General features: G+C 42.5%; 8 protein-coding genes, 1 pseudogene and 2 CRISPR repeat arrays. All 9 genes and pseudogenes read right to left on the reverse strand.

All coding sequences use genetic code 11. The annotated features are described in order from the left end of the window. Positions 1-1506: 1506 nt before the first annotated feature. A pseudogene (locus NYE37_RS10625) lies at positions 1507-1638 on the reverse strand (IS21 family transposase); the annotation flags it as partial. Between the two features lie 140 nt (positions 1639-1778). After that, positions 1779-5206: a CRISPR direct-repeat array (repeat unit 30 nt; unit sequence GTTTCAATACCTTATAGGTAGTTCCTAAAC). A gap of 145 nt (positions 5207-5351) precedes the next feature. Further along, positions 5352-5615, reverse strand: coding sequence for a CRISPR-associated endonuclease Cas2 (cas2, locus tag NYE37_RS10630; RefSeq protein ID WP_340712007.1), 264 nt, complete (start codon positions 5613-5615; stop codon positions 5352-5354). Positions 5616-5628: 13 nt separating this feature from the next. Further along, positions 5629-6621: a type I-B CRISPR-associated endonuclease Cas1b gene (gene cas1b, locus NYE37_RS10635; protein ID WP_340712008.1), complete on the reverse strand. Its 993-nt coding sequence runs from the start codon at positions 6619-6621 to the stop codon at positions 5629-5631. A gap of 11 nt (positions 6622-6632) precedes the next feature. After that, positions 6633-7121 (reverse strand): CRISPR-associated protein Cas4, encoded by a 489-nt coding sequence (gene cas4 / locus NYE37_RS10640; protein WP_340712009.1) that lies wholly within the window; start codon positions 7119-7121, stop codon positions 6633-6635. Beyond that, the gene (cas3, locus tag NYE37_RS10645) at positions 7115-9457 is read right to left on the reverse strand and encodes a CRISPR-associated helicase Cas3' (RefSeq protein WP_340712010.1); all 2343 of its coding nucleotides are present in this window, start codon (positions 9455-9457) and stop codon (positions 7115-7117) included. The genes cas4 and cas3 overlap by 7 nt, the downstream gene beginning before the upstream one ends. A 12-nt stretch (positions 9458-9469) precedes the next feature. Continuing rightward, positions 9470-10198 carry a type I-B CRISPR-associated protein Cas5b gene (gene cas5b, locus NYE37_RS10650; RefSeq protein WP_340712011.1) on the reverse strand — a complete coding sequence of 243 codons (729 nt, stop codon included), beginning with the start codon at positions 10196-10198 and terminating at the stop codon, positions 9470-9472. 11 nt (positions 10199-10209) lie between these two features. After that, complete coding sequence (gene cas7b / locus NYE37_RS10655) at positions 10210-11169, reverse strand: type I-B CRISPR-associated protein Cas7/Csh2 (protein ID WP_340712012.1); 960 nt, start codon at positions 11167-11169, stop codon at positions 10210-10212. Next, complete coding sequence (locus NYE37_RS10660; protein ID WP_340712013.1) at positions 11163-12941, reverse strand: TIGR02556 family CRISPR-associated protein; 1779 nt, start codon at positions 12939-12941, stop codon at positions 11163-11165. Before NYE37_RS10660 ends, cas7b begins: the two co-directional genes overlap by 7 nt. 14 nt (positions 12942-12955) lie before the next feature. Next, positions 12956-13699 (reverse strand): CRISPR-associated endoribonuclease Cas6, encoded by a 744-nt coding sequence (gene cas6, locus NYE37_RS10665; RefSeq protein ID WP_340712014.1) that lies wholly within the window; start codon positions 13697-13699, stop codon positions 12956-12958. Positions 13700-14089: 390 nt separating this feature from the next. After that, a CRISPR array of direct repeats spans positions 14090-14587; the repeat unit is 30 nt; unit sequence GTTTCAATACCTTATAGGTACTTCAAGACC. Positions 14588-14618: the final 31 nt, after the last annotated feature.

Here is a 14618-nt window from a genome sequence, read left to right on the forward strand (position 1 = left end):
GCCATGGAAAGTAAATACATATCGAACCCGATATTTACGCGGTTCCTTAAAAACATCTCCAAAAACCGCTTGAACGGCTCGCTGACCCAACACTTGATGAATCTCGTCTACAATCACGAGTGTTTCCGGTCGTTGATACGGAGCAAGAATTTCACGAACCAACATCATCCGCCAAATCTTAATGAAATAATGGGTAAATAAGAAGTTGCGGCACGCTTCGGAAATGGAATCGTTGCTCTTTGGCAGATAAATGAGAACAAGAAAAGGCCCATCCTCATCCCCATTCATCCATTTCCAAAAATCAATCGCTTCGGATGGCTCTTGGGCAATCACTTCCATTAAGGATGGGTCGGTACGATAAGCAGAAACTCGATTTTCAATGGTTTTCAGGATGTTTTTATCATCCTCAAACTCCTGTTCCATCTGTAAAAGCTCTACATACAGGTAACCATTGGTTTTCTCTAACTCTTGTGTAATCTGGTTGCGATATTCCTGATTGATCAGGATCCTCATCGCATCCAGGATATTTCCTTTTCCGGCCACATAACTAGCTTTCAGGGCATTTTTAAAGTACCGTTCAATCGCAATGGTCTTGGTATCATCTTTGAGGCAGTCCAGTAAAATGCGGGTCTCAAGTTCAGCAATCTGTGTAGGATTTTTCGTCAGTTTCAGGATATCGTGGAAGTTAACCGGGATCGGATTCCTAGTATCCGCATGATTTAATATGATCACCCGATCAAGCAGCCAATCAGGGATATGCTGCAGTGTTTCAGCCATAATAGCCCCATCGGCTACATCAAAGCTGATTACCGAGCGAGCATGCTTTTTCCACTCTTCCCGATTCTTGGCCCGAACATAAAACGTTTCGAGGATCATGTTTACAAGCGCGGTCGTTTTCCCACCCCCTTGCTCTCCAACAAGCAAAGTTGCTTTCACACGGTCATCCAGATCCTGCTTACTTTTTGGTGGGGGTAATGAGATCACCTTGTTTGTGCTCAAGCAGCGGGCAAATGGAATCGCCCCCGGTTCGACGGAAAACATTTCTTGTGGAATGCTTGTTTTTTGTTTCCGTTCAAAGTAAAAAGATTCGTCCAATTCTTCGGCTGCAGGCAGATACAAAAGTTGATTCAACTCCTTTTGATATAAGCAAAGATGAGGGAGATCATATTGGAGATAACCTTTTTCAACCTTTCGCAGATCAGGAACGACTTCGACTGGCTCAAGCTGATTTTCCCCTTGGATTCGTGTTAGTGCATCCTGGAACCGACTTTGAAACTGTTGCGCACGCTCTTTCTTATCCGTCCACAACAACCAAAGAACTTCGGTTTCCAGATAGCGATTTGCTTCTGATTGCGACTTTCTTCTGGAACAAGGGAAGCTTTCACTTTGTTTTTTACGCAATTTATTGAGCCATGGTTTATATTTCTGTTTCGTTTCTTCCTCAAGCAATAAATCGCCCAGCCAAATGATACCGTTTTTGGTATGATGCCATAAGACAGATTTAAGGGGAAGCCCCTGAGTGCGAAGATACCGTCGAACGGTATTGCGGGCATGTCCAGTTTCTCTCGAAATAGCCCGAATACTCTTGCCAATCGCCTTCAATTCGTGTAATTTAATCACAGTCCCACTCCCTAACATAGATCCCCCTCCGAAGAAATTTGGCGGTATTATTCGAAGGGGATTTATTCGACGGGGAGTGGGTCAATTCTTTTTCGGCGATCCTGGGTCAATTATAGACCGGCGGTAACAGGCTGTGAGGGTTGGTTCCGTTTGGAGGAGTTTCAATACCTTATAGGTAGTTCCTAAACCTGCTCTTCCTTATCTACAACAACACCCTCCGTATAAGTTTCAATACCTTATAGGTAGTTCCTAAACTTGAGGAAGAAAACGGGTGACAATATTGTTATTGTTGAGTTTCAATACCTTATAGGTAGTTCCTAAACGCTTTTGATGAAGACGGAAAAGGGTTGGAGGTTTTAGAGTTTCAATACCTTATAGGTAGTTCCTAAACTCTGGCCAGCCGGCCTTTCAACTCGTTTAATTCTTGCTTGTTTCAATACCTTATAGGTAGTTCCTAAACCCAATCCAATCGGATGAGTTTGAGAAGCAAGATCGAAAGTTTCAATACCTTATAGGTAGTTCCTAAACTGTTTTTTTCAAAGTATTCTTTAGCTAGTGCTTCAGTTTCAATACCTTATAGGTAGTTCCTAAACCCGCAGAGCCGTAGTTAACTCCATTTGGGCACCTTTGTTTCAATACCTTATAGGTAGTTCCTAAACATCATACCAGGAGGTTTTCTTAGTTTGGCTGTGGCAAAGTTTCAATACCTTATAGGTAGTTCCTAAACTGATGTTTGACTTTATCGCAAAGTTGTTAGAGCCAGGTTTCAATACCTTATAGGTAGTTCCTAAACATGGATAGAAGATATCGGAAGATGGATGAACTGGGAGTGTTTCAATACCTTATAGGTAGTTCCTAAACTCCGCCACTTCCCGCGCCCAAAAAGCTCTTTCATACAGTTTCAATACCTTATAGGTAGTTCCTAAACGAGTATAGGCGATATGAATCGTAAATTTGCGCAAGGAAGTTTCAATACCTTATAGGTAGTTCCTAAACGACAGCGTCTTTCCACCGCCACAACGAGGGGATGACGGTTTCAATACCTTATAGGTAGTTCCTAAACCTGTGACAAGTGTAACGGTTTTGGCCAGATCGAAGTTTCAATACCTTATAGGTAGTTCCTAAACTCAGAAGAAAGGTGACCAATCCTTCCTAGACGGGGAGTTTCAATACCTTATAGGTAGTTCCTAAACTTGACTGTCCTTTTTTATTTCTGTTTTCCCACCAAGGTTTCAATACCTTATAGGTAGTTCCTAAACCTGGAGAGAGAGGGAGGATGAGCCGGGCGTAAAGTAGTTTCAATACCTTATAGGTAGTTCCTAAACTTCTTTTTTGGGCGCGAAGCGAGACCGATTATTAAGTTTCAATACCTTATAGGTAGTTCCTAAACCCGATTTTGGAACAGAACGAGATGTTGAAGCAAGAATGTTTCAATACCTTATAGGTAGTTCCTAAACCGACCACGCTTGCAGGCATGAACGATCGGCGGCATGGGTTTCAATACCTTATAGGTAGTTCCTAAACTTGCTTTTTGTTTCTTATCAAGGTTTACATCGCTTTGTTTCAATACCTTATAGGTAGTTCCTAAACCTTCTCCATATTGGTTACTTCGGAGTCTTTTGTCTGTGTTTCAATACCTTATAGGTAGTTCCTAAACTGCTTCTCCATATTGGTTACTTCGGAGTCTTTTGTCTGTGTTTCAATACCTTATAGGTAGTTCCTAAACCTGAAAAAGGGCCGAAAAAATGAAGTGTATATATAGTTTCAATACCTTATAGGTAGTTCCTAAACGTTTTCCCCATGCTTGGACGGGCTGCTAAGATTATGTTTCAATACCTTATAGGTAGTTCCTAAACGATTTATGACGGCCCGGCGACAAATGACGACTTAATGATGTTTCAATACCTTATAGGTAGTTCCTAAACCCAAAGCATCAACCGGAATCCCGAGAATGACCAGTATAATGGTTTCAATACCTTATAGGTAGTTCCTAAACTCATAAACAGTCAATTTTCAGTGTGATTTCAGCCGTGTTTCAATACCTTATAGGTAGTTCCTAAACCTTTTTTCTTCTGCTTTCCGTGCTTGTTTTATTAGTTTGTTTCAATACCTTATAGGTAGTTCCTAAACCGACCACTTTCGGTTCAGTTCGTTCAAGTTCAAGTGGTTTCAATACCTTATAGGTAGTTCCTAAACACGTCCCACCGGAGAATATCCACGAGTTAGAGATGTTTCAATACCTTATAGGTAGTTCCTAAACCTCCAGCCTAAGGATGAGATGTGGGCATGGCCGTAGGTTTCAATACCTTATAGGTAGTTCCTAAACTTGATATGGATATGCAGTCTAATCTAAGTGAGCTATGTTTCAATACCTTATAGGTAGTTCCTAAACTTTCTGCGGAAATCATCTTTTCCCGTGTCATACTCGAGTTTCAATACCTTATAGGTAGTTCCTAAACCCTTCATTGCTAACGCAGCAACGGTGCTATAAAGGGTTTCAATACCTTATAGGTAGTTCCTAAACCCATGTGCTTGGGTTGGCTGGGAGTATTACAAGGAGTTTCAATACCTTATAGGTAGTTCCTAAACGCATCGGCTTCCTTTGGTTTCGAAAAAGTACATCAAGTTTCAATACCTTATAGGTAGTTCCTAAACCTCTGAATGAGGTGATCAAGTGCTTTGTTAAAATAGTTTCAATACCTTATAGGTAGTTCCTAAACCAAACGGTTTTCTCTCTTCACTGTTGTGTTAATAGCATGTTTCAATACCTTATAGGTAGTTCCTAAACGTTAAACAACAACAGAATGTTGTTGTGTCATTAGAGTTTCAATACCTTATAGGTAGTTCCTAAACCCTAAGACGTTGCTTCGGTTTAGAGTTTTGTTTGTTTTAGTTTCAATACCTTATAGGTAGTTCCTAAACTTGGATTGTATCGGGCGCATTCCTTGTCGAACGGATGTTTCAATACCTTATAGGTAGTTCCTAAACAAAGTAAAAACGTTACGCAAATAGCAACATCACCAGTTTCAATACCTTATAGGTAGTTCCTAAACTTTCGAGCTCTCGCACGGACATTGCTTTGCAATGTAGTTTCAATACCTTATAGGTAGTTCCTAAACTTTCCGGCGATCAACCCGAGGGATGGAGGCGTGTCAAGTTTCAATACCTTATAGGTAGTTCCTAAACTGAAGGAGTAACAGATCACTATGCAAGGATAGCAAGTTTCAATACCTTATAGGTAGTTCCTAAACCGGGAGCGCCAGGGGAACTTTTGCTGAGTTCTGGGTCGAGTTTCAATACCTTATAGGTAGTTCCTAAACCGTATCGCACGGCCGCTAAAAAACGAATGGAGTACGTGTTTCAATACCTTATAGGTAGTTCCTAAACATTTGAAACCATTCCCGCCCCCGAAAAACCCGATCTTGTTTCAATACCTTATAGGTAGTTCCTAAACAAACGGTCCATGAAAAACACGAGGAAACAATTTTAGTTTCAATACCTTATAGGTAGTTCCTAAACTCCGATTGGATCGGCTCTTTTTTGTTCTTCTTTATTTGTTTCAATACCTTATAGGTAGTTCCTAAACCCCAAAACCCCGCATAAAATCTGCCTTTATTTTAGCACATTCTTTTCTCTTATTCACTCAAAAAACAAATTCATTGAAAAATAAAAGAAAAAATGTCGTCGATCCACGGGGTTTTTTGCACCACTCCCGATCGACGACGAAAGTGTCATAAGAAGTTGTCCAATGGACGCTTTTCCAACCCTAACACTTCACGTTTGGAATAGGTTAAGGTCCTAAATGTGTAAATTATAACGGAGTCTTCGTTCTTATCGATCAATCGGTTAAGTTCGTGTTTCAGCTTATAAAGATTGCTTGGAGTAATTTCCCCCTCAAACACGGAGTTTTGTACCCAATGGAGATAGGCACGACATTTTTTCAACACCTTGGCGACCCTCTTCTGATTCACGTCATAGACCAATATGACGAACAAGACATTGTTCCTCCTACCACAACGATTTATAAGGCTCGTACTCTTCTTCCCCAATCAAATGTTTTTGGACTTTGTAAAGTTCCATGCGGATTAATGACCGATAGGAAACATTTCTCCGTAATTTTCGATGTTTGATAGTGGCTTGGAGCCTTTCATCGAATTTTCTCAAAAACAATGAATAGGCTTTGTCCTTCAGAACCACGCCTTGAAATTCCTTGCTGAAATCTTTTGCTTGAAGTTCCTTTTTCCCAATCAGGCTTAAGATCACGCGATCGACGATAATTGGCTTGAATATCTCTGCAACGTCTAAGTTCAACGAGAATCGGCGAAAGTTGGAAGAATGTAAGAAACCGATCCTTGGGTCCAGATGCGTTTTATATATTTCACTCAAAACGATATTGTACAGCAATTGGTTGCCCAAACTGATCAAGGCATTCATTCTATTCAAAGGAGGACGTCGGCTTCTTTTCTCAAAAACAAAGTCTTTATTTTCCAGGATCAGGTCAAAGGCAGAATAATAAGCTTCCCGCGCCCTTCCTTCGATACCCATCAATGCTGGGATGTCCCCTACTCCATCCACATTTTCCCGTTCCTTCCCGATTCTCTCCAAAATAGGCTCAACCGGCTTTCCCCGGTTCACATAGTATTTCAAAACCTGTTCAAGATTAAGGAGCGAACCGGACACAAACCTTTTGGACAAGTCCAATCTCTTTTCCCCGTCGAGATAGTATTCAGTTTGTTTTACGATCATATAACCCGAATTAAGGTGTTCCTTTGGATAAAAGGAACCTGTGTAATATTCGTGAAAGTTGTAGAAGTGCAAAAGAATCCCCTTTTGGGCACAAAATTCCAAAAACTTTTTGGTTATCGTAACCTCGCCCAACACATGGATTTCCTTCGTGTCTTCGACGGGAATATACCTGACTCCCTCCTCCGTTTCAAAAAACAGGGTATTGTCTTTTCGTTTTAGTTCTCCATGGCTGGTAATGTAAATGGGCTTTTTCACTCGATCTCCCCCTATGCCCAACAAAATTCCTGGTAAGCGCACCGTTTGCAAAAGGGATTGGTTTTAGCCTGCGGCGGAATATCTTGACGGATCAAGGTTTCAATCTTATCGATTGCCGTTTCCAATTCCTTTTCTATGTCTGGTGATAATTGAACAATGCATTTCTTCTTCTCATCCGGAAACAAGATCTCCCCTTCCGCCTCGATCCCCAGTCGCTTCAGCTCGCGCAGATAGAAAGCCAACTGCATCTCCGCACTTTTTTGAAAACGAGAACTCTTTTTCACCTCACCAATGATGAGCCGTTTTCCTTCCTTCCGCAACACATCCAGTTTGATATGCCCCAAGTCAACTTCTTTCTTCTTCCGGTTGTAGCTGTTCTCATGCAAGTAACGGCCGATGACCAGAGCGTCTTTATCCTGATCAGGTTCAATCCTCCTGGACATTAGCCAAACTTCCCTCTCACAAATGTAGAAATACCAGATAAGCGTTCCGTTTACCAAACGGGAATCACTCCTTTTGTTATAAATCCCGTCTCGGAGTTATAGTAATCGCTTAACTGAAGTGAACCAACAAAATAGAAAAGATCATCTTCCTCCAATTTGGGCGGCCGATTGTCGACATTTGCAGGGATCGAGATGACGTATTCCATCAGCGATTTCTTCAACCGCAAAAACGCTTCACGCTTAGCCAACGGATCTTGTATTTTTTTGACCTCCCTATATTTCGCCCAAACCCTTTGCGCTTCTTCGTCCATTTCTACAAATACATCGATTTTCTCGCAGGTTTCTTCCACCAAGCGAAATTGGCTGACCGGCCGTTTGTCTCCCTCCAAGTCGTCCCCGCTAAAAAAGAAATTTTTCATAGCGTTAAGGAAATATTCCGATTCATCTTGCGCGGTGCTTCCCTTCAGCAAAGCAAAATATTCTTCCATCATGGAGAACAAATCAGACTCATCCCACTCCCGACTGGACAATAACACTTTGGTTGCATCCAATTTGACTGGTTCGTAAATGTAAGAAGCATAACTTCTCCTTTCATCCCACAAAGAAACCACATAAACGACTCCCGGTTTGATACCGTTCCGGTTCCCACGGCCGGCAGATTGAATAATTGAATCAAGGGGGGCCAGATCCCGATACACAACGTCAAAGCTGATATCTACCCCTGCTTCAACCAATTGTGTGCTGACGACGATCCGATATTTTCCCCGCTTGATCTCCTGGATCCGTTTCAAACGTTCTTTTGGGGGAAGATGGGTGCTTAAAAATCCGATTGGTTCATCCAACTTTTCTTTCAATAATTCATGGGCTTTCTTACACGAACCGATAGTATTAAAAATAAACAAATAAGAATGATCCTTGTCCACCTTCAAACCGGCGACAAACTCCTCCACAGTTTGAAAGGAGTCGAGTTTCGAAACTATTTTTACCCGGTTCATTGCTTGAAAATAAGGAAGAGGATCACAAAGGCGAAGAACGGGATCCCCCGGCTCGAAAATTCTCGGTTCTGTCGCCGTCAATAACAGAATGTCGCTTTCTTCCGACAATCGCAACAAGAGTTCCCGTACCAGTCTCCAGTATTTATGGGGAACGGCTTGAATCTCGTCGATTAGGATAATGGAGTGAGACATACGGTGGAACCGGCGCAGAACCCGATTCCGATTGCTTAGAAGGGTTTGGAACAGTTGAACGAACGTGGTGCAAACAATCTCGGAATTCCATCCTTCGATCAGTAAGTTGGACTCGTTCACACCAAAAACATGTTCTGGATCGGCATTATCATAGATGGGCTCCACGAGGGAATGATGTTTCATTAATACAGAATGATCCACACTCCCTTCTTCCATCTGAATGACCCGTTCTAGCACATCGAAATTTTGGTCAATGACACTCAAAAATGGAAGAACGTAAATGATTCTCGGGGCATAACCGGTTTCTTTTTTACGCTTCTCCCGCAATTGAAGCGCAGCGTGAAAAGAGATTAGTGTTTTTCCCATTCCCGTGGGCAGATGAATAGAAAAGATCCGACCTTCTTTCTCGCAGATATTGCGATCCACCTCATTGAATGCCTTATCCCTCCATTCATTAAGTGGGGATGGAAACCACGTTTCTTTTTGTTTGAAACGGAGGACGAGGTCAGCAGCTAAATCCCTTCTGTCCAACACAACATTTTCCCTGAGCGCGGCTTGGTTTTTGTCGGCGTCCAGCAGCACCGAATACAGATTGCAGAAACGAAAATAGTCCTCCAAGGTAAAATCTCGTTTTCTTAGCCACCTTCTGAGTTCCGCCATTTCTTTCTCAAATCCCCGGATCCATGTAACTATTACTTCTTCCGTTAAGGGCAAGATGGAATCCAATTCTCCCGGTAACTCCGGAAGCAAGTGCGAACAAATCCTGTTCCACTCGTCATAGTTTACCGCTCTGGCTTGCCGAAGCAAGTTCTCCTTTTCACTTCGAAACGAGTTTAATTCGTCCTTGAAAGAAAGGAGGTCTCCATGATGCCTTTTGATTGTTACCCATAGAAAAAATGAATCGGGAAGAGGGGACACTCCCCTCTTCATCAGCATCATTTTCGCCAATTGGTAACCGACGATGGAAGAAAGCAAGGAGTGGCGGCTCATTACCGTTTTTCTTTTTGTTCGCAAAAGATAATCTTGAAAATAAGAAGTAGCCTTGCCAAAATCGTGAAAAGCGGAGGCGATGCCAATAAGATCAGGAAAATGCGGATCCCCTCCGCCGATGAAGTTGCGTTGTTCGCACAAAGCTTTGGCAACCCGGATCACGCCTTGGATGTGATCCAACAACATTTGGTCCGGATGTGAATACAACTCCGTCATGTCTCCCTACTCCTATCCATTGCAAAAAATGAAGCGATGGCCGTTTCCTTCCCAATACGAATGAATGAGGGCAAATATGTCCTTTCCTTGCGTTTCGATTAAGCATTCTTCATAACGTTGGACCACCCGATGCTCGTCTATACAAATAGGAAGCATCTCTTTTTTGTACTTCTTCCCCGGTTTGAAAGGAACTCCCTTTGGGCGAATCATCGACAAAGGAACGATGGAATGTAGTTCCACAGGTTGTTCTGGATTATGAACCAATTGTGAATCGCACTCATCGACAAAACGAAAATTGGCAAGCAACTCGCTGAGTCCAAGTGAGAGAGTATAATGAGTTTCATGGTTTCGCACACGATCCACAAGCTGTTGATACAAAACCCCGTCTCCCATGGCCACGTACAATCGATAATGGGGATCCCGCAAATATTCGACGCAAATTGGGCTCCTCGCCCCTTCCTTTCGCTGTTTCGGAACCCAGACATTTCCTTTAGTGTTGATGTAGTTGATCCCCATCGACGTTTTTTTCACCGGCCGGTTCACACCGATGCCGATCTTAGTTCCCGCTTGATTGAGGATTTTCAAGTATTCATTATCTTCCTTGGCCAACCCCAGAATCGCCCCGATCACACCTAATGCGGCGGTGGGTGTGATTACGGCGAAAGTAAGCGGGGAACTGGTCGAATAATACTTCCGGAAGTGTCCCCACTCCCCCCAGAGATCGAATATGAGTGTCCTCATCCTTATCTCCCCTAAAATGACAATTCTCTCACTTCGATCCCCAAGGCCGAGCAAACGTCCGTAAGGGAATGGGAAGTGGCAACCGCTTCGTCCTTTATCCAATCGATGCGCTGGATCCGATCGTGATATTTGCCTAGCATTCTAACCAATGAATCGAGATACAGGATCCCTTCCGAGACATGCCGAATCTCTTCATCCAATTTCTCACTTTTAAAGGAGACCAGTCGATTCAACTCGCCAATTTGAAAACAACCTTTCTTGTACACCACGTTGAGAAGGAGTCGCGGTTGCTGGCCGATTTTGCTTCGGGAAATCAGGCTCTTTGTCCCGTTCCACATGGCTTCCAAAAGCAATTCGATATCTTCTTCCCGAAGTTTCGTGTTAAATGCGGCTTTTTCATTGACGACACCGTAAAAAGTGATCAAAGAGTAGGGCAAGACATATTCTTCACGGAACGTTTTTTGCGTCTGGTTGTCTTTGGATGCGAATCCACCCGTCCCTTTGACATAATGAAGCTTAACCTTGTGCATGGAGCTACCCATTTGAAACTGAACAGGTCCAGTCAGAGTAATACTTCCTTTTTCTTTTGTCGATTTTTCGATTGGAATGGTTCCGCCGAACAAACGCACGTCAATGCACTGTTGAACCATGTTTTCGTAAATAATTTGCTTCATCTCTTGTAACGACAATTTCGATTTGGAGATCTTTTCCCCGTTTTGCACCAAAAAATCTTCCGCCCTTTGTTTGGCATCCTGAATGTTTCCTTGGTCGTTTTTGATTTCTCTCACAAAAATTTCCATTTGTTTGTGCTCGTACAAATAATCGCGAATCGTCCGCTTTAAACGAACGTCGGTGACGATGTTTTTGGATGTTTCCTTATCGATGCGCGGTTTGTTTTCGTCCACCGGGTCTCCATTTGGATTGGACCACGTTGTGTCATATAGAAACAGGATTTCGGAACGGTTCAACATGAAATTTCCTCCTTGTTTTCCAAGCTTTTGAGAAAAGATACAACCCGATATACCATGCTCATTCCAGTGACGAAGCAGTAGTTCATCTCATCGATGGAAAGTTTCCATCCTCCCGGAACAGAACCCAGTAGATGACCAATTTCCTCCGTAAGCCGTTTTCTGCTTTTGGCGTATTTAGCGTATTCGGATGTTCCCTCATATTGATCGAATTTCTCTGACACATCCGAGAACAAGCCGCGAAAATCCCCCTCCAGCATTTTGTATCCCTTCAATTGTTTTTTGAACGGCTGGGCTTTGCGAATATCTTGTTGCAAGTTCAAAAGCTGTTGCGTCAACACTCCCAACAAAAATAACCCTTGTTTTTCTGGAGTGTCGTAATAGGGGTATTTCCCGAAAAAGTCGTGAAATTGACTCTCCACGTTTCCAACTCCTTTTGACTTGATTAATCCAAGCTCACAAAAAAATTGAAGACTCATCATGGCATTGGTCACGATCTTGGAAAAATCCGATGAATCCGTGATCAGTAAATTTCTAAGTTTCTTCATGACAAAGCCGATGACAAAGCCCGCATCCAGCGTTTTTCCATGAAACACGGATTCTACGATTTGCAGAAAATAGCCATCCAAATCCGCTTCCCGCTTGTTTTTATCGGATTTGAAGAAGAAAGGCCGAATCCGCCCGAAATGGAACCGCAGATAATCATCGGGATCGTCCTTTTTCGGAAAACGGACTTCCACCTTTTCCTTTGCTTCGTACAGGGTTCGCAGGCGGGAAGGAACCACATCGTCCACCAACAGCAGAATTCTTTCAGCAGACTGGACTTGTTTCAAGAACAACAGATGGAACATGACGTGATCCGAGGAATCTTGAAGAGAACACAGGATTTCGTCTTCGCTGATCAGGTAATCATCTTTCGAATGATCATCAAGCCCCAACCGCTTTTTCCGCTCAGTAATGATTTCCATGATATCCTCTTGGGTTTCATTGTTATCGAACAAAAATTCCGGAATTAACAAGTAAGGAATGCCACAAAAACTGAAACGCATCTCTTGTTCCAAGACACGCCGTCCTTCTTGCAAGTGCAAATTGCATTCCGAACAGACAGGATAATTTCGCCAAGAACCTTGTTCCTGAAACCCTCCGGCGATGAATCCAGGCTTGTCAATCGTGTAAAATTTGAAAGCAGACGAACCCGCCATCACCAACGGTTTCACACATCCGCATACGGAACAAGTTTTGGACTCCGAAGTAATCTCGTTTTCCTTCAGTCCGATTAAGGTTTGAAAGATCGTCACCAATTCTGGGATTTCTGCGGGGTATTTACCGTCAACAGCAACCGCTAACACGATCCCCTTTTTGGGATCGACTTCTTTCCCCATCATTTCCGGCAGCAATTTATTCTGGTGGTTCAACAGGACCTGATGGATTCGCTTCGTAAAGGCGACACATTCTGGGTTCACATATTCTTTTTGCCTCTCTACCCACTCGAACCAACGCAAAATCTTGTTTTGAAACGTTTTTTCCCAATCGGTGACTAGTGCCACTGGGGAATAGTTGGCACTATTGGCACCGGGTCCTTTTCTATATAACAATAAAGACATTTTTTCATAGGAGGTTTCTTCAACACGGACATAAACGAAGTCCCCCTTCACGTCGAGAACTATCAAGTGGGGATATTTTTGAGGATGAATGGATTGGGTTTGGATCGCAACCAAACTTTTTCCTGATTTTTGAATACTTCTTCTCCCCAACTTGGCAATTGCTTGAATCAACAAGTTCACCTCCTTCAATCATTTACAGCGATAAATCCCATACCTATGCCATTCTTCCCCCCAAGTCCCATGTCATAGGCGATTTTCTTCAGTCTGGCATCCCCTTCCATGCAAAAAATCCCCATCCACCCTTTGATAATCAAGGACTTGTAACGGATAGTGTGTTGCCGCAATCCTTCCTCTGCTCTACCGACTGACCGTATTGAAAAAGGAGCATCGCTCAAATTCAAGTTGTGAAACGCCAGCGCTTTTTTTACTAGATTCCGGCGCAACAACTCCGAAAATTGCGGATCCCTTGCATCATAATAATGGGTCACTTTTCTTCCGTCTGGCGCGGTTAAAGTGGAATACATAGTGATAGGAGAAAGTGTCCGAATGAGGGTTTGTTTCCCAAAGACAGGATCTGGCAACATCTCTACATCTGAGATGGACACTTGAGTCTTGCCCAACTGAATACCATCCCGTTTAAACAAATTTTCCAAGAGCAACCGGATTAACCGCTCCCAAGGAGAGCTAAGATATAAAGCAACTGGAGAGTGAAAAACGATTTGTGCCCGGTTCACTTCATACCGTCCTTGCAGCCATGAGAAGGAAAGTGGCTTGAATGACCGTTTTTCCCACAGAAACCCTTGGTTGTGAAGGAACTCCTTCACAGTTGGATCCCCAATCAGCTCATAAATGACCGCTTGGAGGATATGTTGGTAATATTTCGGAAGCGGTATGGGTTCATCCGAATTCATAATGATTTTTAGCCTCATCTCTTTTCATCCTTATTATTGGTTGGTTGTATTTTATATAATTTACATTTTTCTATATTCTACTTCTATATTTTTTCTCCTTCCTATTTTTAAAAATAAACATAAAAAAATCTATATAACTAGAATCACTAGAATAGAATGATTAGAACCATTTTCCGCCCCTTACAGAAGAGCTCTCTTTTGTCGCCAAATTGAACAGACAACTAAAAAAGGAGCTATCTCAGCTCCAAACTAGTACAAACATGTATAATCACAAAACATTGTTATCTTATAGGTACTTCATAGACGAGACAGAACGAAAGTAAACCGATCGAATACTTTTTGTTGAGGTGATCTTTTGTGACTTCATAGACGAGACAGAACGAAAGTAAACCCATGCAAATATTTTGAGTTTCAATACCTTATAGGTACTTCATATACCTGATCCGGCGGCGTCTTCTGTTGTATTGCAATATCAAAGTTTCAATACCTTATAGGTACTTCATATACCTCGGTCAATGCGCGGGTTTGTCGGGTCAGCAGGCGAGTTTCAATACCTTATAGGTACTTCAAGACCCTCCTGCGGCCAATGCCAGATCCGATGCACGTCTAGGGTTTCAATACCTTATAGGTACTTCAAGACCGCTTTATCCTGAGGTGAAAAGATTGCGCGAAGAAAAGTTTCAATACCTTATAGGTACTTCAAGACCGAAACCTCTTGACAGTTAACGATAACGTTAGTATAAGTTTCAATACCTTATAGGTACTTCAAGACCTCACCTGGCTTAAACTTTCCACGGTTACACCATTGCGGTTTCAATACCTTATAGGTACTTCAAGACCTTTGGTTTTGTCGATCTGGTCTAATGATCGAACTGCGTTTCAATACCTTATAGGTACTTCAAGACCCCAAAAACCCGCATAAAACCTTTCATTATTT

The sequence above is a fragment of the Thermoactinomyces sp. FSL K6-2592 genome, from assembly GCF_038006465.1.
Lineage (GTDB): Bacteria > Bacillota > Bacilli > Thermoactinomycetales > Thermoactinomycetaceae > Thermoactinomyces > Thermoactinomyces vulgaris.

Excerpts from the sequence above, each read along its gene's own strand:
- cas3 (WP_340712010.1), bottom strand. The coding sequence starts at position 9,457 with ATGACGGAGTTGTATTCACATCCGGACCAAATGTTGTTGGATCACATC.
- cas6 (WP_340712014.1), bottom strand. The coding sequence starts at position 13,699 with ATGAGGCTAAAAATCATTATGAATTCGGATGAACCCATACCGCTTCCG.
- cas7b (WP_340712012.1), bottom strand. The coding sequence starts at position 11,169 with ATGTTGAACCGTTCCGAAATCCTGTTTCTATATGACACAACGTGGTCC.
- cas5b (WP_340712011.1), bottom strand. The coding sequence starts at position 10,198 with ATGAGGACACTCATATTCGATCTCTGGGGGGAGTGGGGACACTTCCGG.